The following is a 19,606-nucleotide window of genomic DNA, read 5'->3' on the forward strand; positions in this document are numbered from 1 at the left end:
GTTTCCGAGCCGGGCCATGCCGCGAAGCATGGCTTGCGGGATGCCACGGAGCCGGCGCGGGCCCAAGTGGAGCCGGTGCGGGTGACCGACCACCGCCGGGATCGTCATCCGCCCTGTCAAACGTCACATGGTCAGAGTCCGGGAGCGTTCTTCCAGGTTCCGGTCCGGCTCAGAATCACGTCAGAGCAGGCCGAGCTCGGCCAGTTCCCGGCGCAGCTCGGCCGGCAGCTCGGCACCGCCTGCTGCCGCGAGATCCGGCGGAACGTCCTTTTCCACCAGATAGCGCCAGCCCTGGAAGGGGCGGCGCGGCTGAAAGGCGGTTTCGACCACCTCCGGCCCGAGCACGAGCCGGCAGCGGCCGATGCCTTCATTGTCGGTGAAGGGCGTGATGTCGACAATGCGCTGGCGGGCCTGCACCTGCCCCTTGATGACCCAGTAGAGCGAGCCGCCGTCGAGGATCTCGTCCATGCGCTTGGGCACCATGCGGGTCACGTGAGCGCTGTGCGGCTCGAGACCCGCCGCAATTGCGGAGAGCGCACGCTCGGAGACCCATTCGCGCAGATCCTCGATCGAATCGGCGCCGACGCAAAGCTTGATCAGATGAAGTGCCATGGGTGGGGTTCAATAGACCTTCGGCGCGATCGGTCAAGTGCCTTGGCCGTGCCCGGCACGCCGGGCCCTCATCCCGATCGCGCCGCCCCCGGCCTCACAGTCTGTTCAAGACTTGCTGTTGGTCTGACGAAAATGGTGATTTCGAGAACCGGAGCGCAGCGTCCTTAAGGTCCGTGAGCACCGGAAGCGCAGACATTGCCATTTGCAGGCGGCCAACGGCGATGATTGGACAGACTGTCAGCATTCCACGACATTGACCGCAAGTCCGCCGGTCGAGGTTTCCTTGTACTTGTCGTGCATATCGACGCCGGTCTGGCGCATGGTCTCGATGCAGGCGTCCAGCGGCACGAAATGGCTGCCGTCCCCTTTGAGAGCGAGCGAGGCGGCGGTGACGGCCTTGACGGCGCCCAGCGCGTTGCGCTCGATGCAGGGCACCTGGACAAGGCCGGCTACGGGATCGCAGGTCATGCCCAGATGATGCTCCAGTGCGATCTCGGCGGCATTTTCCACCTGCTCGGGCGTACCACCCATGACGGCGGCAAGCCCCGCGGCGGCCATGGCCGAGGCCGAGCCGACCTCGCCCTGACAGCCGACCTCGGCGCCGGAAATCGAAGCGTTGAACTTGATGATCCCGCCCACGGCGGCGGCAGTCAGCAGATAGTCGCGAATGCCGTTCTCGTCCGCATCCTCATGGAAATGCAGGTAATAGCGGATGGTTGCGGGAATGACCCCGGCGGCGCCATTGGTGGGCGCGGTGACGACGCGGCCGCCGGCGGCATTCTCCTCGTTGACGGCCATGGCGTAGACGCTGAGCCAGTCATTGGCCAGCAGCGGATTGGAGCGGTTGGACCGCCAGTCCTGCTCCAGCTTGTCATGGATGGCGGCAGCGCGCCGGCGCACCTTCAGGCCGCCGGGCAGGATGCCCTCGCCCGACAGGCCCCGGTCGATGCAGCCCTTCATCGCCGCCCAGATCCGGTCCAGCCCGGCATCGAGTTCCTCGCGCGGCAGGCTGACTTCCTCATTCGCCCGCTTCATCTGCGCGATCGACAGGCCGGAACGCTCGGCCATGTCCAGCATCTGGCGCGCGCTGGCGAAGGGATAGGGCACCTTGATATCGGCGGGCTTGGCCTTGTCCGCCCGCATGGCGGCAAGCTCGGTATCGGTGACGACGAAGCCGCCGCCGATCGAATAATAGATCCGCTTGAGCAGAATCCGTCCGTCGCGGTCGAGCGCGGCGAAAGTCATGCCATTGGCATGGCCCGGCAGCGGCTGCTTCTTGTCATAGACAAGGTCGGTCTTCGGCTGGAAGGCATAAGCGGGATGGCCCGGCGGCGTCACCGTGCCGCTGCGCTCCACCTCGCCGATCAGCCCGTCCATCCGGTCGGGATCGATCGCATCCGGCCGCTCGCCCAGAAGCCCGAGGATCACCGCGCGGCCGGAACCATGGCCGACGCCGGTATGGGCGAGCGAGCCATGCAGGCTGACCTTCAGCGCCGCCACGCCCGCGCCGGTCGGACGCGGCCAGTCAGGCGACAGGATGAGATCGAGAAAGCGGTTGGCCGCCGACATCGGCCCCATCGTGTGCGAGCTCGAAGGGCCGATGCCGATCTTGAACACGTCGAAAACGGAAAGAAACATCGCGGACGATCTTTATTCTGACATAACGGCCGAAGGGTCCGGCCATCCTCTTTCTAGACCCTAATCCTCCGCCTGTCGCCAGTGTAGCGGATGGCCGACATCATGCGGCATCTTCTGCGACATGATGGCCCATCGTGCAGGGGCCCGGCCGCGCGAGGGCGGGCGCGCGAGGCCGCGACAGTTTGACTATAGTCGGCGCGACGAATCGCGGCCGCTCAGGATCGGCCCACGGGCAGAAGGTTTCGCATGAACACAGAGGATATTTTCGCGCTCTGTTACTTCGGGCTGCTCTGGTTCAGCTACAACTGGGCGACCGACCGGCACACGATCCTGGGACGGATCAGCCTGACGCGGCTGATGGCGGAGCACCGGCGGCGCTGGATCATGAATTCGCTGCATCGCGACCTGAAGATGATCGATACGCAGATCATGGCCGGGCTGCAGGCGGGCACGGCCTTTTTCGCCTCCACCACCATTTTTGCCCTGGGCGGCTGTTTCGCCCTGCTCGGGCAGACGGACCGAGTGCAGGCGATCTTCAACGACCTGCCCTTTGCGTTTCCCGGCGACCGCACGGCCTTCGAGCTGAAGGTCGGCGGCCTCGCCTGCCTGCTCGGCTATGCCTTCTTCAAGTTTGGCTGGTCCTACCGCCTGTTCAACTATTGCTCGATCCTGATCGGCGCGATCCCGATGACGCAGCATGTCGAGCGCGACCGACCGGCCGCCGAGCGCGCGGCCGAGCGCGCGGTGGTGATGAACGTGCAGGCCGGCATGCATTTCAACGCCGGTCTCAGGGCCATCTTCCTGTCGATCGGCTATCTCGGCTGGTTCGTCAGCGCTTATATCTTCATGGCCACCACAAGCTTCGTCATCTTCGTCCTGCTGCGCCGCCAGTTCTTCTCGCCCGCCCGCCTCGCGCTCGCCCCCGATCCGCCTGCCGGGGCCGGCCCGGCCGGATAGCGACCCTGCCACGCCAGAGCGCCAAAGCCGGTCTCCCCGAACCCGCCTTTTTGGTTTACAGCAGTGCGGACGCGCGCCGGCTCCCGCCGATGCCGATCCGCTGGAGCACCGGACCGAACAGCTGATGCGGTCCGATCCTCCGGTTTTTTGTTTTGCATCGGACCGTCCCGAAAAGCGGACAGCCGTTTTCGGTCCGATGCCTTGAAGGCGCCTTGTCCATGTCCCTCCCGCACAGCATGTCTCCCGCAAACCATCCGGCGGCCGGCCGCAAGATGCCCCGCCTGCTCGGCATCGATGCCGCGCGCGGGGTGGCGCTGATCGCCATGGCTACCTATCATTTCTGCTGGGACCTGGAATTCTTCGGCTATGTCGCCTCGGGCACCGCCGGCACCGGGCTGTGGAAGCTCTTCGCCCGGTCGATCGCCTCGAGCTTCCTGTTCCTGGTGGGCGTCGGCTTGGTTCTCGGCCATAGCCCCGCCATCCGCTGGAAGCCGTTCTTCACGCGCTTTGCCCGCATTGCCGGCGCGGCGGCGGTGATCACGATCGCGACCTATTTCATTTTCCCCGATGCCTTCATCTTTTTCGGCATCCTGCATGGCATCGCCGCCATGAGCCTGATCGGCCTGGCCTTTCTACGGCTGCCGGTGCTTCTCACCCTTTTGGCGGCCATCGGCGCCTTCCTGGCGCCCTCCTATCTGCGCTCCACCTTGTTCGACCATCCGGCCTTCTGGTGGCTGGGCCTGTCGACAATGCCGATCCGCTCGAATGATTACGTCCCGATCTTTCCCTGGCTCGCGGCACTGCTGACCGGCATCGCCGCCGGGCGGCTTGCCCTTCATAGCGGCGTTCTCGACGCGATGGCCGCACGCGAGGCCCGCAGGACACAAGGGGTGGGCGCGCGGCTGCGCCAGCGCCTGGCCTGGCTGGGGCGCCACTCGCTCGCCTTTTATCTGTTGCATCAGCCGGTGCTGATCGGCTTGGTCTATCTCGCCTCGCTGATCCACCCCGCACCCAGGCCGGACCCCGCGATCACCTACCGCGCAAGCTGCATGCAAGGCTGCACCGCCGATCAGCCGGAAGCCTTCTGCTCGGTCTTCTGCGGCTGCACGCTGACGCGGCTTCAGGATGAGAAGCTTCTCGAGCCGCTGGATGCGGGCCAGATCGACGTGACCCGGGACCCGCGCATCCAGGCGCTGGCCGAACAATGCACCAGCGCCGCACTCGCGCCGCCGGCCCAGGATCCCAGCAGTATGACCGCCCCGCCCGCGCCGCCCCAGCCTTAGGGCGGGTCGCGCGAAACTGTGCAGCGGTTTTCGGGAAAGTCCGATGCCAGACGGAATCTTAGAATATCGGTCGCATGAGGGGCCGGCCAGGGGCGCAAATCATGGTGTCGTGTACTGTGAATGATAATCGGGAGGCGGCCTTTGAAAAATCCGGTGCCGAAATCCGGGGCATCGGCTGACCGGCGCGCGATCGCCGGTCGCGTCACCTCAGAAACCGGGTGAAGCGCCTGCCAGACAGAATCCGCTTCACCCGCTATCGGCTTGGAACGGATTCACATTTGCACGTATGCCGCAGAGAATTCTCTGTCAGGTGCCGACGCCGATCTCCGCCAGCCGGGTCAGGCAGGCTTCCTCGACATTGTTCAGCTCTTCCAGCGTCTCCTCAATATCGAGGCGGCGCTGCAGGAGGTCGGCGCGCTTGTCTTCGACACGCTTCATGATCAGCTTGAGCTGTCCGGACTCGCCGGTCGGATCCTTGTAGACCTGAATGATCTCCCGGATCTCCGCCACGGTGAAGCCGATGCGGCGGCCGCGCAGAATCTCCTGGATCAGGCGCCGGTCCATAGGGCGAAACAGCCGCGTGCGGCCGCGCCGCTCAGGATGGATCAGGCCCTCATCCTCGTAATAACGCAGGGTCCGCGTGGAAACGCCGAACTCGCGCGTCAGCTCTGTGATCGTATAATATTTGTCCACGTCTGGGTCTCCGATCACCCGAGTTTATTGACTTTTACGTCAAAGTCAAACCGCGCATCGATCCAGTCAGTGAATGTTGAACCACCAGCTCGCCAATCCGAGAAAGGAGAAGAAGCCGGTGATATCCGTAACCGTGGTGACGAAGACGGCGGAGGAGACCGCCGGGTCGGCGCCGATCCGGTCGAGCAGCAGCGGAATGAGAATGCCGGCAATAGCGGCGGCGATCATGTTGATCAGCATGGCGGCGGCGATGATGCCGCCGAGATTGACGTCCTGAAACCAGGCACCGGCCGCAAGCCCGATCAAAACTCCGAAGACCAGGCCGTTCAACAGGCCGACTCCGCATTCGCGGCGGATGACGCGGAAGGCATTGTGGATGTCGAGATCACGCGTGGCGAGCGCGCGCACCGTCACCGTCATGGTCTGCGAGCCGGCATTGCCGCCCATGCCCGCCACGATCGGCATCAGCACGGCGAGCGCGACGATCTGCTGGATGGTCGCGTCGAACAGGTTGATGACGGAGGCGGCCAGCAGCGCGGTGAACAGGTTGACCAGCAGCCAGAGCATGCGCGAGCGCGAGGTGCGCAGGACGCCGCTCGACAGCTCTTCGTCACCGACACCGCCGAGGCGCATGATGTCCTCCTCGGCCTCTTCCTGGATCACGTCGACCACATCATCGATGGTCAGTACGCCGACGAGGCGGTTGTTCTGATCGACGACGGCGGCCGAGAGCAGGTTATACTGCTCGAACAGCTGGGCCGCCTCTTCCTGGTCCATTTCCGCTTCGATCGGATGCAGCGTGTCGCGCATTACCGCTTCGATCTTGACCGAGCGCTTGCTGCGCAGGACCATGTCGAGATCCACCGCGCCGAGCAGGCGGAAGGTCGGATCGATGACGAAGACCTGGGTGAAGCTTTCGGGAAGCTCGGTGTCCTCGCGCAGATAGTCGATCGTCTGGCCGATGGTCCAGAAGGGCGGCACGGCGACGAATTCCGTCTGCATGCGGCGGCCGGCCGTGCTTTCGGGATAATCCAGCGAGCGACGCAGCCGCACCCGCTCGACAAAGGGCAGCTTGGCGAGGATCTCCTCCTGATCCTCCTGATCGAGATCCTCAAGAATATAGACGGCGTCGTCCGATTCCATGTCGCCGATCGCCGCGGCGATCTGGTCGTTGGACATGTGCTCGGTGATATCGACGCGGATCTGCTCGTCCACCTCGGTCAGCGCCGACAGATCGAAATCCGTACCGAGCAGGGAGACGAGCCGGCGGCGGCGCTCGATCTGCAAGGCCTCGAGGACGTCGCCGAGCTCGGAGGCGTGAAGGTCGGCGACATGCTCCAGAAGCGACGCGCGATCCCCCTCCTCGATGGCGTGGTTGACCGCCTCGAGATAGTCGGAGCGCAGCGAGCCGTCCTCGTCGTAAATATCGGCCATCTGCTCGCGCGCAGGCTCTTCGGGCGTGCGGGTGATGGTCTCGTCGTCGCCGGTGCTGCTCATGCGCGCCCCTTTTTTCTGTGCTGCCTGCCATGCCCGTTCGCCCACAGCCTAAAGGACGATTCGGACAGGAAAACAAAGCGCTCTTTGATATGCCGTAAAGACCGCGCGCCCGGTCCGGCGCCTTGGCGGCCGCTTGTGACCCGACTGCATCAGCTTCGCGCCGAACCGCAGGCGGCAACGCCCTTGCCGCATCCGCACGTCCATTCCATACAGTGTCGCCGTTACGAAGCGATTGATCCGGGCGGGTGAGACCGCTCTCGCGGATGCAACTAGCCCCATGCAGGCGCAGGTCAAGCCAGCGGCTTCGCCGCGCGTGCGCAGGCGCGTCAGACAAACCAATGGCCCTTTGCACCTGATGTCATCCATGGGAAAAGGCCTCAAGGGCCAGTGGGCCGGAGAGAAACACAGGGAAAGATTTCCAATGGCGATCAGGCCGATCCTCCGCTTTCGCGATCCCCTGCTCAGCCGCGCTTGCGCGCCCGTGACCCGGTTCGATGCGGAGCTTGCCGCGCTGGCCGAGGATCTCGCGGACACCATGCATGCCGCCCCCGGCATCGGCATTGCCGGGCCGCATATCGGCGCGCTGCAGCGCGTGGCGGTGATCGATCTCGATGACAGGGCCGGCGTGCGCGTCTACGTCAACCCAGAGATCATCGCGGCCTCAGCGGATCAGGCTTCGCACACCGAAGGCAGCATCTCCATGCCCGGCGTCACCGAGGAGGTGCTGCGGCCGAAGACGGTGACCGTGCGCTATCAGGATCTGGCGGGAGAGATGGCGCAGCTGGAGGCGAGCGGCCTGCTCGGCGTCTGCCTGCAGCACGAAATCGACCAGTTGGACGGCATCTTCTGGATCCAGCGCCTGTCCCGGCTGAAGCGCGACCGGCTGGTGCGCCAGTTCGCCAAGCTGCAGGGGCGTTAGAGCATCAGACTGGAAATCGTACGCAGTCCGATGCTCTAATTTTTTGTTTTCGCATCGGATTTTTCCGAAAACCGGTTCCCACTTTTCGGTCCGATCTCTAGAGCTTGTCGTGCAAAAGCGCGCACCGGTTTTACGACCAAGGCATGTGACGAAACAGGACTTGAAGCCCGGGCCGCTCTTCTCAAAGAGCGCGACGTTCTTCAAGGCCGTCAGCAGGCGGCACGTTCGCACGTTTCGCTGCAGCAGCGCTAGGACAAAAGCGATCGAATTTTCAAGGAAAAGCCGTCTTCCCTGCAGGGGAATTGCCGCGCGTTGCGCTGCATGTTGTCATCCGGCCAGGATGACATGGTGCGGTCGAGAAGACTCGAACTTCCACGGGTTGCCCCACAGCGACCTCAACGCTGCGCGTCTACCAATTCCGCCACGACCGCAACCGTGGTAGGGCCGGATTGCTCCGGCGCGGCTGCATGTAGCAAAAGCCCTTGAGGGGCACAAGGGCCGGAAACCGGCTTTCTTCAGGAGAGTGGTGGATAGTGTGCGGCCGCGGCGATGGCTCGCAGTCGCGCCGCAGGACGCCGCCGAGATGCAGGGAACGCGACGACGATGATGCTGACTGGCGGCGCTTGAGAAGAGAGCAGCACAGCGGGGATGCGTCCCTGCGCCCAGCAAAACCGCCGCTTCGATCACATCCAGCGAAGGGGAATAAAAGGAAGGGAAAATGGCCTTAAGCCAGAGGGCCCATGCCGGCGCTGCCGGCGGGCGAATGGTGCGGTCGAGAAGACTCGAACTTCCACGGGTTGCCCCACAGCGACCTCAACGCTGCGCGTCTACCAATTCCGCCACGACCGCAACCGTGGTAGGGCCGGATTGCTCCGGCGCGGCTGCATGTAGCAAAAGCCCTTGAGGGGCACAAGGGCCGGAAACCGGCTTTCTTCAGGAGAGTGGTGGATAGTGTGCGGCCGCGGCGATGGCTCGCAGTCGCGCCGCAGGACGCCGCCGAGATGCAGGGAACGCGACGACGATGATGCTGACTGGCGGCGCTTGAGAAGAGAGCAGCACAGCGGGGATGCGTCCCTGCGCCCAGCAAAACCGCCGCTTCGATCACATCCAGCGAAGGGGAATAAAAGGAAGGGAAAATGGCCTTAAGCCAGAGGGCCCATGCCGGCGCTGCCGGCGGGCGAATGGTGCGGTCGAGAAGACTCGAACTTCCACGGGTTGCCCCACAGCGACCTCAACGCTGCGCGTCTACCAATTCCGCCACGACCGCAACCGTGGTAGCACCGAATTGCTCCGGCGAGGCTGCGTGTAGCAAAAGCCCTCGGAGGGCACAAGGGCATCACGACATAATTTTGACATCGGTGGAAAAAGCCGCCGGCATGACGGCTTTCCTTGCGACAAAAGCGGGGGATCGCCACATGCTGTCGGCCGCTCTCCTCGAACCCTCCAGCCTTCGACCATCGGATCGCGCTTGCGCATCCGCCGCCGGCATGGAATGGAACGGGCGATGGGATAGCGGTTGGCCGCGCGCAGGGCGCGATGACGACGGCATGGCCTGATGCGCGCCATCTCGCCTCCCGCATCCCGCGCGGATCCGCACGCTCCAGCTTGCGCCCGCGATCAACACAGTCGGACATATCCCATGGAACGCGACCTGATCGACGTCACCCTCCTGCCCGCGGCCGGGTCGCCGCCCGTGCGCTGGCGCGTGGCGCAGGGACTGGTGGATTACGAGGCGGCTGTGGCCTTCATGGAGGCCGAGGTGGAGAAGATCGCGCGCGGCGAGGCCGACGAGCTGGCCTGGCTGGTGGAGCACCCGCCGCTCTACACCGCCGGCACCAGCGCGGACGCCGCAGATCTGGTGATGCCCGGCCGTTTTCCCGTGCACAAGACCGGGCGCGGCGGCGAATATACCTATCACGGGCCCGGCCAGCGGGTGGTCTATGTCATGATCGACCTCAAGCGCCGGCGGCAGGATGTGCGCGCCTTCGTCGCCGCGCTCGAGCGCACGGTGATCGGCGCGCTCGATGCCATGAACATTCGCGGCGAGCGACGGGAAGACCGCGTCGGCGTCTGGGTGCGCCGGCCGGAAAAGCCGCCGCTGCCCGATGGCAGCCCGGCCGAGGACAAGATCGCAGCCATCGGCATCCGCCTGCGCAAATGGGTGAGCTTCCACGGCCTTTCGCTGAACGTCGAACCTGATCTAGACCATTTCGGCGGCATCGTGCCCTGCGGCATTCGCGGCTATGGCGTTACCAGCCTGGTGGATCTCGGCCTGCCGGTGACGATGGAAGATGCCGATCTGCAGCTGCGCGCCGCCTTCGAGGCCGTGTTCGGCCCGACGGTGGATGATCCCGCCTGAGATTTAGGTGGGCTGTGCCTTGGCCTGGCGGCCTGTCACAGTCTGTTCAAGAATTGCGGTCGGCCAGCGGCGATTATTGGATGGACTGTCAGGCCGGCTGCGCTCCCGCCTGCCGTTCGAGCCGGCGCTCCCGCCAGATGATGAACAGGCCCGATGCCACGATGATGGCGATGCCAAGCCATTTCGACAGGCTCGGAAAATCGCCGAAGACGAGGAAGCCGAGGGCCGTGGCGCTGACGATCTCGAAATAATGGAACGGCGCGAGAATCGAGGCCGGCGCGGCGCGGAAGGCGCGCACCACCAGCAGATGGCCATAGCCTGAGATCGTGCCGAGCAGAATGCAGAGCGCCCAGGCAAGCGGCGTGGCGGGCAGCGAGGGTGCGAAATCCGCATGGCCGAGACCGTGGCCGATGCCGAGCGCCAGCACCATGATCACCGTGCCGCCGAGCCCGGCAATGGTCTGCATGACCAGGGGCGAATCATGCGAACCCGCCATACGGTTCATCAGCAGATAACAGGCGAAGAGGAAGGCGCAGCCGACCGGCATCAGCGCCGTAAAGCCGAAAGCGGCGAAACTCGGCTGGATCACGATCATGGCGCCGAGAAAGCCGACGGCGATCGCCAGCCACCGCATCGGCCCGACCCGCTCGCTGAGGACGATGGCGGAGAGGCAGGTGAGAATGAAGGGCTCGACGAAATAGATGGCGAAGACATCGGCGAGCGGCATGTATTTCACCGAGACGAAGAACAGGAGCGAGGCCAGCGCCAGCAGCACGCCGCGCAGGAGATTGGACCAGAGCCGCTTGGGCTTCAGCGCCTTGAGGCCGCCCAGCCGCAGGAGCATCGGCAGCGTCGACACCAGCTGGAAGAAGAACCGGTAGAAGGTCACCTGCCCGGGCGACATGCCGAGATAGACCGCCAGATATTTGGCGATCGCGTCCATGCAGGGCAGGATGATCATGGCCACCAGCATGATGGCGAGGCCCTGGACGATGCCCGATGCAGGGCTCGATGCGGGCGTCTCGGCGGCAGGTGGCATGTCGGTCATCTCCGTGAAGGCGGGCGGGATATCCTGCGACGACCGCCTGCGGCAGCGGCGTTCCAAAAGCGGCACGCCGGCCCGGATTTTGCCGCAAGCGGGTCTTTGCCGCCGTGGCGAAGCTTGTAGAGTGCGCCGTGAGGGCACACAAGCTGAGCAAAATCGGGCCGCGCAAGGGCGGGGCCTTTGCAAGGAAGGAATTGGCCATGCGGTTGTCGACAGGCGACGTTCAGGCGCGGCTCGGCCTCTCCGGCCAGGATGACACCGCCGGCGGGCGAATCTGGCGGGCGCGCGATGCGCTCGGCTGGTCGATCGAGGCTCTGGCGGAGCGTCTCGGCCTGCCGGGCGAGACCATCGCCGCCTGGGAAGACGACCGAAACGCCCCCTCCGCCGCCCAGCTCTTTCCGCTTGCCGCAGCGCTCGGCGTCACCTCTGCCTGGCTGTCTGACGGCACCGGCCCCGGCCCCGCCCTTCCCCCGCCGGGCGACGAAGTGCGCCGGCTGCGCCAGGAACTCGCTCTGGTCAAGAAACTGCAGGACGACATGGCCAAGGCGATTTCTTCGCTTGAGATCGCCATGGAGCGCGTCCTACACGAGAGGGACTAAGCGACCGTTTCGCGAATCGTCGCGCCTTGCCATCACGGAGGATATCGGGATCACCTGCCCGATCGTCCGCCGTGATCTTTGGTATCAAGTCAAGCGATATCAGACCCAGTCGATATCGGACCCACCCGGTCGCCGACCAGGCGACCCACGCATCAGGGAGACAGGAAAATGGATGTTCGTGCCGCCGTCGCCACCCAGGCCGGCAAGCCGCTGGAAATCATGACGGTTCAGCTGGAAGGCCCGAAGGCCGGCGAAGTGCTGGTCGAGATCAAGGCAACCGGCATCTGCCATACCGACGACTTCACCCTGTCGGGCGCGGACCCGGAAGGCCTGTTTCCGGCGATCCTCGGCCATGAGGGCGCTGGTATCGTTGTCGATGTCGGCCCTGGCGTGACCTCGCTCAAGAAGGGCGATCACGTCATTCCGCTCTACACGCCGGAATGCCGCGAATGCTATTCCTGCACCTCGCGCAAGACCAATCTCTGCACCTCGATCCGCGCCACACAGGGCCAGGGCGTGATGCCCGATGGCACCTCGCGCTTCTCGATCGGCAAGGACAAGATCCACCATTATATGGGCTGCTCGACCTTCGCGAACTTCACGGTGCTGCCGGAGATCGCGCTGGCCAAGATCAACCCGGACGCCCCCTTCGACAAGGTCTGCTACATCGGCTGCGGCGTCACCACCGGCATCGGCGCGGTGATCAACACGGCCAAGGTCGAGATCGGCTCGACGGCCATCGTCTTCGGCCTCGGCGGTATCGGCCTCAACGTGCTGCAGGGCCTGCGCCTGGCGGGCGCGGACATGATCATCGGCGTCGACATCAACCCCGACCGCAAGGCCTGGGGCGAGAAGTTCGGCATGACGCATTTCGTCAATCCGAAGGAAGTCGGCGACGACATCGTGCCCTATCTCGTCAACATGACGAAGCGCGGCAATGACCTGATCGGCGGCGCGGACTACACTTTCGACTGCACGGGCAACACCAAGGTGATGCGCCAGGCGCTGGAATCGTCGCATCGCGGCTGGGGCAAGTCGGTCATCATCGGCGTTGCCGGCGCCGGCCAGGAAATCTCGACGCGTCCCTTCCAGCTGGTCACCGGCCGCAACTGGATGGGCACGGCCTTCGGCGGCGCACGCGGCCGGACCGACGTGCCGAAGATCGTCGACTGGTACATGGAAGGCAAGATCCAGATCGATCCGATGATCACCCACACCATGCCGCTCGAAGACATCAACAAGGGCTTCGAGCTGATGCACAAGGGCGAGAGCATCCGCGGCGTGGTCGTCTACTGAGATGATCGATTACGATGTCGATGTGCGGCCGATGGACGCCTTGTCGTCGCAGGAGCTTTATGCGCTCCTGAAGCTGCGCACCGACGTCTTCATCGTCGAGCAGGCCTGCATCTATCCCGAACTCGACGGCAGGGATCCGGAGGCGCTGCATCTGCGCCTTCTGTCCGGCGGTGATCTCCTCGCCGCCGCCCGCCTCTTCGGGCCGGGAGAGATGGCTGAAACGGTCAAGATCGGCCGAGTCGTCGTCGCGCCCGATCATCGCGGGCGCGGCCTCGGCCAGGCGCTATGGCTGAAACGGTCAAGATCGGCCGAGTCGTCGTCGCGCCCGATCATCGCGGGCGCGGCCTCGGCCAGGCGCTGATGCGCGCAGCACTCGATATTTGCGCCCGCCTCTTCCCCACAGAGCCGGTGGCGCTTTCCGCCCAGAGCCATCTCGTCCCCTTCTACCGCGCGCTTGGCTTCGTGCCGACCTCGGACGAGTATCTTGATGCCGGCGTGCCGCATGTGGATATGCGCCGGGCGGCTGGGGGCTGAACCCGTTTGTTCGATTTGCTCGTGAAGAGCATTGTAGCTACAATCCGTGTCGGATGAGCCATGTTCGAATGGGATGAAGCAAAGAACCTGACCAATATTGCGAAACACGGCATCGGGCTTCCAAACTGCGGCCTTGATCTTCAACGGCCCAGTTTTCACGGCCATTGACGATCGTTTCGACTATGGCGAAATCAGGCAAAACAGCATCGGCGCAATCAAAGGCGTTGCCATCATCGTCTTGAGCCATACAGAGCGGAACGGACGTACCCGCATTATTTCGGCACGCCCGGCAAAAAAACAGGAAAGGGACCGATATGCCAAAGCCCTTCACCAGAGAACTGAGCCTTGACGAACTGGCTGCGCTTCCAGATTCGCAAGTCGATACCAGCGACATTCCAGAGCTGGACGAAACATTCTGGCGCAACAGTCAGACTGTCGAACCGGAAGGCACCGAGCAGATCACGCTACGGGTCAAGAAATCGGTGCTTCAAGCGTTCCGTAATACGGGAAAAGGCTATCAAACCCGCATGAATGCGGCTCTCGAATCCTATGCACAGACGTTGAAGAAATAAATTGCCAATGATCTATGTCGATGCCGATGCCTGCCCGGTCAAGCCGGAGATCCTCAAGGTCGCCGAGCGGCATCAGCTGGAGGTGACCTTCGTCGCCAATTCCGGTCTTCGGCCCTCGCGCGATCCCATGGTGAAAAACGTGATCGTCTCCGCCGGCTTCGACGCGGCCGACGACTGGATCGCCGAGCGGGCCGGCGCGGGCGACGTGGTGGTGACGGCGGATGTGCCACTGGCCGTGCGCTGCGTCGCGTCAGGCGCGCTTGTCACCGGGCCGACCGGGCGCGTGTTCGACGAGACCAATATCGGCATGGCCTCGGCTATGCGCGATCTCGGCCAGCACCTGCGCGAAACCGGCGAGAGCAAGGGCTATAACGCCGCCTTCAGCCCTCGCGACCGCTCGAAATTCCTCGAAACCTTCGACAGGCTTTGCCGGCGCGCACGAAGCAGCAGCGCGCCGGCCTGACAGCGTGCAAATTGCCGGCGGGTCTGCCTGACCTCCAACGAAGATCCTTGCCGCGCCGGCGGTGGCGCGGCATCTGCCGACCCTGCTCCCGCCGTGGCGCATTCAACGCACGAGACCGTCTCGCGGTGGATGCACGGGCAGAGGAATCATGGCAAGGAAGAGCCCTTGCCGGTCCGCACGAACTGCGCGGCCATGGGTCCGCTCCATCCGGGTGGATCCGAATCAATGCGCCATGGAGGGCGATCATCTTGCACATGCGCATGTGGACGCATCGCCGTCACTGGCCGTTTCTCTGGGGCGGCATTGCCGGGCTGCTCGCCTTGCCGGTCTTCCTGGTTCTGGCGCCGCGGCTCGCAGTCGAGGGACCGGCGATCGTGTTTTTCCTGATCTATCTCGCCCAGGTCGGCCTGCGGCTGCGGCGGCTGACGGCCGATCGTCTCAAGGCGACGGCGGAGGCGGATGACGCGCCGGCGCCGGTGATCCTCTTCGTCACGCTGATGGCGGTGGTGGCGGCGATTGTCGCCCTGTTCAATGCGATGAACCGTGCCGGCTCCTCGGAAAGCAGCCTGGAGGTGGCGCTCGCCTTTGCCTCGGTGGTGCTTGGCTGGCTGACGGTGCACACCATGTTCTCGATGCATTATGCCCATCTCTACTGGCGGCCGCTGAAGACCAAGCCCGGCACGCCGCCGGCCCGCGGCAAGGGGCTGGACTTTCCCGGCGATGACGAGCCTGGCGCCTATGACTTTCTTTATTTCGGCTTCGTCATCGGCATGACGGCGCAGACCTCCGACGTGGAAATCACCGAAACTGCGATGCGCCGGATCAACCTCGCCCATTCGCTGGTCTCCTTCTTTTTCAACACCGTGCTCGTGGCCGCCGCCGTCAATGCGGTCGTGTCGCTGGCGAACTGAGTTCAGGAGTTCTCATGAAAACCATCTCCACCGCGCGCGCCTTCGCCGGCACCCAGGGCGTCTACAGCCACCACTCCGACGTGCTCGGCTGCGACATGACCTTCGCGGTCTTCGTGCCGCCGCAGGCCAAGGATGGTCCCTGCCCCGTTCTCTGGTATCTGTCGGGCCTCACCTGCACCCATGCCAATGTGATGGACAAGGGCGAGTATCGCCGCATCGCCGCCGAGCGCGGCGTGATCCTCGTCTGCCCGGACACCAGCCCGCGCGGCGAGGCGGTGGCCGACGAGCCGGACAACTGGCAGATGGGCAAGGGCGCGGGCTTTTACCTCGATGCGACTGAAGAGCCCTGGTCGGCGCATTTCAAGATGGAAAGCTACATCACCCATGAGCTGCCGGCGCTAATCGCCGCCGAGTTCCCCGCCGATATGGGCCGCCAAGGCATTTTCGGCCATTCCATGGGCGGCCATGGCGCGCTGACGATCGCGCTGAAGAACCCCGAGCGGTTCAGGAGCCTGTCGGCCTTCGCGCCGATCGTCTCGCCCTCGACCTCGGACTGGTCCGTGCCGGCGCTGACGAAATATCTGGGCGCCGATCAGGCGGCCTGGCGCGCCTATGACGCCTGCCTGCTGGTGGAGGACGGCAAGCGCTTTCCCGAGATCCTGATCGACCAGGGCACGGCCGACAGCTTCCTTCAGACCGGCCTGAAGCCCTGGCTGTTCGAAGAGGCGGTAAAGGGAACGGAGATCGCGCTCACCCTGCGCATGCAGGAAGGCTATGATCACTCCTATTATTTCATCTCCACCTTCATGGCCGATCACATCCACTGGCATGCCGACCGGCTGGCTTGAGGTTCACCCATGTCTCCCCTTGTTCTCGTAGCTCTCGGCGGCGCGCTCGGCTCTGTGGCGCGCTATCTGGTCGGTCTGATGATGGTCCGGCTGATCGGGCCGAACTTTCCCTGGGGAACGCTGACGGTCAACATCGTCGGCTGCTTCGCCATCGGTGCGGTGGCCGCCACGCTGGCGCGCATGGGCGGCAATGAGCCCTTGCGGCTGTTCATCATCACCGGCATCCTCGGCGGCTTCACCACCTTCTCGGCCTTTTCGCTGGAAACCGCGGCGCTGCTCGAAGCCGGGCGTATGGGCGCGGCATTCGCCTATGTGGCGGCGAGCCTGGCGGCTTCAGGCCTCGCCGTCTTCAGCGGGCTAGCCCTGATGCGCGCAATGGGCTAGGAGCGGCACACAGGATTTCAATCAAGGAGACGCGGCGCGCAGCCGCGCGGAATGGACCGATATGGCAGGGATCGAACACAAGCAGGTGGACGCCGACGAAAAGGGCATGCGGCTCGATCGCTGGTTCAAGGTCCACTATCCCGGCCTCGGCTTCGGCGCGCTGCAGAAGCTCCTGCGCTCCGGCCAGATCCGCGTCGATGGCGGCCGGGTGAAATCCGACACCCGCGTCGAGCCCGGCCAGACCATCCGCATCCCGCCGATGGAGGTGGATGCCAAGCGCTCGGGGCCGATCGCCGGGCGTGAGCTGAAACATGCGGGCGATGCCGAGCTGCTCTCGCGCATGGTGCTGCATGAAGACGCCAAAGTGATCGTGCTGAACAAGCCGGCGGGCCTGGCGGTGCAGGGCGGCTCCGGCGTCGTGCGCCATGTGGACAAGATGCTGGAGGCCTGGACCAACCAGCGCGGCGAAAAGCCCCGGCTCGTCCACCGTCTCGACCGCGACACCTCGGGCGTGCTGGTGGTCGCGCGCACGCGCGGCGCGGCGCAGAAGCTCACGGCAGCGTTTCGCGAACGCGACACCAAGAAGCTCTACTGGTCGCTGGTCAAGGGCGTGCCGCGCAAGCGCGACGACAAGATCTCGACCTGGCTCGTCAAGGAGCAGACGCCCGATGGCGACCGCATGCGCATCGCCAAGCATGGCGAGGACGGCGCCGATCACGCGGTCTCCTATTACCGCATTGTCGAGCAGGCCGGCCAGAACTTCGCCTGGCTGGAGATGGAGCCCTATACGGGCCGCACGCACCAGCTGCGCGTCCATGCCGCCCATATCGGCCATCCGATCCTTGGCGATCCCAAATATTTCGAAGCCGATATCAACTGGAATTTCCCCGGCGGCGTACAGAACCGGCTGCATCTCCACGCCCGCCACATCGACATTCCCCATCCCGATGGCGGCCGCCTGTCGGTAACCGCGCCGCTGCCGCCACATATGGTCCAGACCTGGAACCTGTTCGGCTTCGATGTCGCAAGCGCCGGCGAGGACGAATGAGCCTGAAGCTGGTCCTTTTCGATTGCGATGGCACGCTGGTCGACAGCGCCCGGCTGATCCATGAGGTGATGGCCCGCACTTTCGAGGCCTTCGCCCTGCCGCGTCCGGCGCTGGAGGAGACCAAGGCGATCATCGGCCTGACGCTCGACATCGCCATTGCCCGGCTCATGGGTCGGCCGCATGTCGATAGTCAGGCCAGTGCGATGGCCGAGCATTACAAGAGCATTTTCGCGCCGGTGCGCAGCGACGGCTTCGCCGAGCCGCTCTTTGCCGGCATCGCCGAGATGATGGCCGCACTTCGCGCCGAGGAGCATCTTCTGATCGGCGCCGTCACCGGCAAGTCGCGCCGCGGGCTGAATGTGATTTCCGCCGCCCATGGCTTCGACAAGACCTTCACCGTCAGCCGGACGGCGGATGACTGCCCGTCCAAGCCGCATCCGGCCATGGTCAGCGAATGCTGCGCCGAGACCGGCATCGATCCGCGCGACACCGTGGTCATCGGCGATGCGATCTATGACATGCAGATGGCCAAGAGCGCCGGCGCCATGGCGGTGGGCGTGGCCTGGGGCTATGCCTCCGTGCCGCAACTGATGGAGGCCGGCGCCGACCGGATCGTGAAAGACCCCCAGGAGATTACCCAGCTGCTGCTTGGCTGATCCGATGCCCCGTCTGGTCTGCCACCAAGTGCGGCCGGCGCGATGATCGAACGGGAAAACACGCGCCGAGGATTGTCCCGATCCAGAGAACGCCATACATGGCGCAATAACGCTGCAGGGCCGCTTTCACGTCTGTGACGACAAGTGGAGCCCAGAAGCAGAGGCATTCGCCGCGAGGTTTTGCGACCCTATGCTTCCATCCTAGAGCATCGGACTGAAAACAGTCCTCAGTGCGATGCTCTAGATTCTTGTTTTGCATCGGATTTTTCCGAAAACCGGTTCCCACTTTTCGGTCCGATGCTCTAGCTGAAGGCAGGGCGGACGGGTGCCGCGCCGCTTATTCTTGTTTTGCCGCGTGATCGACGCCGGAGCGTGCCAGGGCTTCGGGTGGACATGCCAGGGAGACCCATCATGGCCGATCTCTTCGACCTTCCCGAAATGAGCGATCCCGATCCGGTGCGCCGGGCGCAGATCCAGATGCTGAAGCCGCTGCCCAAGCGATTCTACAAGGAGGTGACCGTCGCAGAGACGGAGGATGGTTTCGCCATTCGCCTCGATGGCGCCTCCGTGCGCACACCGGCCAAGAAGATGCTGGTGGTGCCGAGCGCAGCACTCGCGGAGATCATCGCCGACGAGTGGCGCGCCCAGGCCGAGGTGATCGACCCCGCGCGCATGCCGGTCACCCGGCTCGTCAACAGCGCACTCGATGGCGTGGCCAATGACCCCGAGGTTACCTTCAACGATATCCTCTCCTTTGCCGGCACGGACATGCTCTGCTATCGCGCCGACGGGCCGGAGCGGCTGGTGGAGCGCCAGCAGGCGCAATGGGATCCGATCCTTGCCTGGGCGGCGGAAACCCTCGGCGCGCGCTTCATCCTCGCCGAAGGCGTGATGCACCAGACCCAGCCGGACGCGGCGATCGCTGCCTTCGGCCGGGCGCTGTCCGCCTTCAAGGCGCCGCTGCCGCTCGCCAGCCTGCATGTGATGACCGCGCTCACCGGCTCGGCGCTTCTTCCCCTCGCCTTCGCCCTGCAGCGGATTTCCGCCGAGGAAGCCTGGGCGCTCGCCCATCTCGACGAGGACTGGCAGATCGAGCTCTGGGGTGCGGACGAGGAGGCCGAACACCGCCGCGCCCATCGCTGGCAGGCCATGGCGGCGGCGGCAAGGACCTTTGACGCACTGGGTGTGCGATAAGTCGGCCTCCGTTTCGTTATGCAGTTGCTTAGAGCATCGGACTGAAAATCGTGCGCCACAAGACAGGACGCTGAGAATTTATCCGCTGCATACGCCGT

Annotated in this window: 22 protein-coding genes and 3 tRNA genes; 17 read left to right on the forward strand and 8 right to left on the reverse strand. The window is 64.6% G+C overall.

The features are described 5' to 3' along the window. Positions 1 to 180 precede the first annotated feature (180 nt). Positions 181 to 612, reverse strand: a complete 432-nt coding sequence (locus BJF92_RS11645; protein WP_075634906.1) for a DUF1489 family protein — start codon at positions 610 to 612, stop codon at positions 181 to 183. A 237-nt stretch (positions 613 to 849) separates the two neighbouring features. Beyond that, positions 850 to 2,250 (reverse strand): L-serine ammonia-lyase, encoded by a 1,401-nt coding sequence (locus tag BJF92_RS11650; RefSeq protein ID WP_075634907.1) that lies wholly within the window; start codon positions 2,248 to 2,250, stop codon positions 850 to 852. 246 nt (positions 2,251 to 2,496) lie between these two features. Here BJF92_RS11650 and BJF92_RS11655 point away from each other — a divergent pair, with 246 nt between their 5' ends. Both BJF92_RS11655 and BJF92_RS11660 read left to right on the forward strand, forming a co-directional pair. Continuing rightward, positions 2,497 to 3,207, forward strand: coding sequence for a DUF599 domain-containing protein (locus BJF92_RS11655; RefSeq protein WP_075634908.1), 711 nt, complete (start codon positions 2,497 to 2,499; stop codon positions 3,205 to 3,207). Positions 3,208 to 3,425: 218 nt separating this feature from the next. After that, positions 3,426 to 4,490 (forward strand): heparan-alpha-glucosaminide N-acetyltransferase, encoded by a 1,065-nt coding sequence (locus tag BJF92_RS11660; RefSeq protein ID WP_075634909.1) that lies wholly within the window; start codon positions 3,426 to 3,428, stop codon positions 4,488 to 4,490. A gap of 306 nt (positions 4,491 to 4,796) precedes the next feature. Here BJF92_RS11660 and BJF92_RS11665 read toward each other — a convergent pair whose 3' ends face one another. Together BJF92_RS11665 and mgtE are read right to left on the reverse strand one after the other, a co-directional pair. Further along, entirely contained in the window at positions 4,797 to 5,183 is a 387-nt protein-coding gene (locus BJF92_RS11665) for a MerR family transcriptional regulator (RefSeq protein ID WP_075634910.1), read from the reverse strand. A 66-nt stretch (positions 5,184 to 5,249) separates the two neighbouring features. Beyond that, entirely contained in the window at positions 5,250 to 6,680 is a 1,431-nt protein-coding gene (gene mgtE, locus BJF92_RS11670; RefSeq protein ID WP_075634911.1) for a magnesium transporter, read from the reverse strand. Positions 6,681 to 7,101: 421 nt separating this feature from the next. Between mgtE and BJF92_RS11675 the strand changes: the two genes are divergently transcribed. Further along, positions 7,102 to 7,599, forward strand: coding sequence for a peptide deformylase (locus BJF92_RS11675; protein WP_075634912.1), 498 nt, complete (start codon positions 7,102 to 7,104; stop codon positions 7,597 to 7,599). Positions 7,600 to 7,945: 346 nt separating this feature from the next. On the opposite strand, the gene BJF92_RS11680 is transcribed toward BJF92_RS11675, so the two are convergent. The 3 genes from BJF92_RS11680 to BJF92_RS11690 form a co-directional block, all read right to left on the reverse strand. Next, positions 7,946 to 8,030: transfer RNA gene (locus BJF92_RS11680), tRNA-Leu, on the reverse strand. 333 nt (positions 8,031 to 8,363) lie between these two features. Further along, positions 8,364 to 8,448 (reverse strand) — tRNA-Leu (locus BJF92_RS11685). 333 nt (positions 8,449 to 8,781) lie between these two features. Further along, positions 8,782 to 8,866, reverse strand: a tRNA-Leu gene (locus BJF92_RS11690). Between the two features lie 372 nt (positions 8,867 to 9,238). Here BJF92_RS11690 and lipB point away from each other — a divergent pair. Beyond that, complete coding sequence (lipB, locus tag BJF92_RS11695) at positions 9,239 to 9,958, forward strand: lipoyl(octanoyl) transferase LipB (protein WP_075634913.1); 720 nt, start codon at positions 9,239 to 9,241, stop codon at positions 9,956 to 9,958. 88 nt (positions 9,959 to 10,046) lie between these two features. Here lipB and BJF92_RS11700 read toward each other — a convergent pair whose 3' ends face one another. Beyond that, complete coding sequence (locus tag BJF92_RS11700; RefSeq protein ID WP_425356466.1) at positions 10,047 to 11,006, reverse strand: DMT family transporter; 960 nt, start codon at positions 11,004 to 11,006, stop codon at positions 10,047 to 10,049. Positions 11,007 to 11,203: 197 nt separating this feature from the next. On the opposite strand from BJF92_RS11700, the gene BJF92_RS11705 reads away from it, so the two are divergent. From BJF92_RS11705 to BJF92_RS11760, 13 genes are all read left to right on the forward strand, one after another. After that, positions 11,204 to 11,602: a helix-turn-helix domain-containing protein gene (locus tag BJF92_RS11705; RefSeq protein WP_075634914.1), complete on the forward strand. Its 399-nt coding sequence runs from the start codon at positions 11,204 to 11,206 to the stop codon at positions 11,600 to 11,602. A gap of 168 nt (positions 11,603 to 11,770) precedes the next feature. Beyond that, entirely contained in the window at positions 11,771 to 12,898 is a 1,128-nt protein-coding gene (locus BJF92_RS11710) for an S-(hydroxymethyl)glutathione dehydrogenase/class III alcohol dehydrogenase (protein WP_075634915.1), read from the forward strand. 1 nt (position 12,899) lies between these two features. Beyond that, on the forward strand, positions 12,900 to 13,259 hold the full coding sequence (locus tag BJF92_RS11715; protein ID WP_425356467.1) for a GNAT family N-acetyltransferase: 360 nt from the start codon (positions 12,900 to 12,902) through the stop codon (positions 13,257 to 13,259). Then, positions 13,184 to 13,432 carry a GNAT family N-acetyltransferase gene (locus BJF92_RS26480; protein WP_425356468.1) on the forward strand — a complete coding sequence of 83 codons (249 nt, stop codon included), beginning with the start codon at positions 13,184 to 13,186 and terminating at the stop codon, positions 13,430 to 13,432. The genes BJF92_RS11715 and BJF92_RS26480 overlap by 76 nt, the downstream gene beginning before the upstream one ends. Before the next feature lie 97 nt (positions 13,433 to 13,529). Then, positions 13,530 to 13,781 carry a BrnT family toxin gene (locus tag BJF92_RS11720; protein WP_425356469.1) on the forward strand — a complete coding sequence of 84 codons (252 nt, stop codon included), beginning with the start codon at positions 13,530 to 13,532 and terminating at the stop codon, positions 13,779 to 13,781. Next, a complete protein-coding gene (locus BJF92_RS11725) occupies positions 13,747 to 14,004 on the forward strand; it encodes a BrnA antitoxin family protein (protein WP_075634916.1) in 258 nt (85 codons plus the stop codon). The genes BJF92_RS11720 and BJF92_RS11725 overlap by 35 nt, the downstream gene beginning before the upstream one ends. A 7-nt stretch (positions 14,005 to 14,011) precedes the next feature. Next, a complete protein-coding gene (locus tag BJF92_RS11730; RefSeq protein WP_075634917.1) occupies positions 14,012 to 14,467 on the forward strand; it encodes a YaiI/YqxD family protein in 456 nt (151 codons plus the stop codon). 254 nt (positions 14,468 to 14,721) lie between these two features. Next, on the forward strand, positions 14,722 to 15,378 hold the full coding sequence (locus BJF92_RS11735) for a DUF1345 domain-containing protein (protein WP_075634918.1): 657 nt from the start codon (positions 14,722 to 14,724) through the stop codon (positions 15,376 to 15,378). 14 nt (positions 15,379 to 15,392) lie between these two features. Next, the gene (fghA, locus tag BJF92_RS11740; RefSeq protein ID WP_075634919.1) at positions 15,393 to 16,226 is read left to right on the forward strand and encodes an S-formylglutathione hydrolase; all 834 of its coding nucleotides are present in this window, start codon (positions 15,393 to 15,395) and stop codon (positions 16,224 to 16,226) included. Between the two features lie 9 nt (positions 16,227 to 16,235). After that, positions 16,236 to 16,610: a fluoride efflux transporter CrcB gene (gene crcB, locus BJF92_RS11745; RefSeq protein WP_075634920.1), complete on the forward strand. Its 375-nt coding sequence runs from the start codon at positions 16,236 to 16,238 to the stop codon at positions 16,608 to 16,610. Positions 16,611 to 16,671: 61 nt separating this feature from the next. After that, positions 16,672 to 17,658, forward strand: a complete 987-nt coding sequence (locus BJF92_RS11750; protein ID WP_075634921.1) for an RluA family pseudouridine synthase — start codon at positions 16,672 to 16,674, stop codon at positions 17,656 to 17,658. A 2-nt stretch (positions 17,659 to 17,660) separates the two neighbouring features. Continuing rightward, on the forward strand, positions 17,661 to 18,314 hold the full coding sequence (locus BJF92_RS11755) for an HAD-IA family hydrolase (protein ID WP_075635040.1): 654 nt from the start codon (positions 17,661 to 17,663) through the stop codon (positions 18,312 to 18,314). Positions 18,315 to 18,725: 411 nt separating this feature from the next. Beyond that, positions 18,726 to 19,508: an ATP12 family chaperone protein gene (locus tag BJF92_RS11760; RefSeq protein ID WP_075634922.1), complete on the forward strand. Its 783-nt coding sequence runs from the start codon at positions 18,726 to 18,728 to the stop codon at positions 19,506 to 19,508. Positions 19,509 to 19,606 lie beyond the last annotated feature (98 nt).

The sequence above is a fragment of the Xaviernesmea rhizosphaerae genome, assembly GCF_001938945.1.
GTDB lineage: Bacteria > Pseudomonadota > Alphaproteobacteria > Rhizobiales > Rhizobiaceae > Xaviernesmea > Xaviernesmea rhizosphaerae.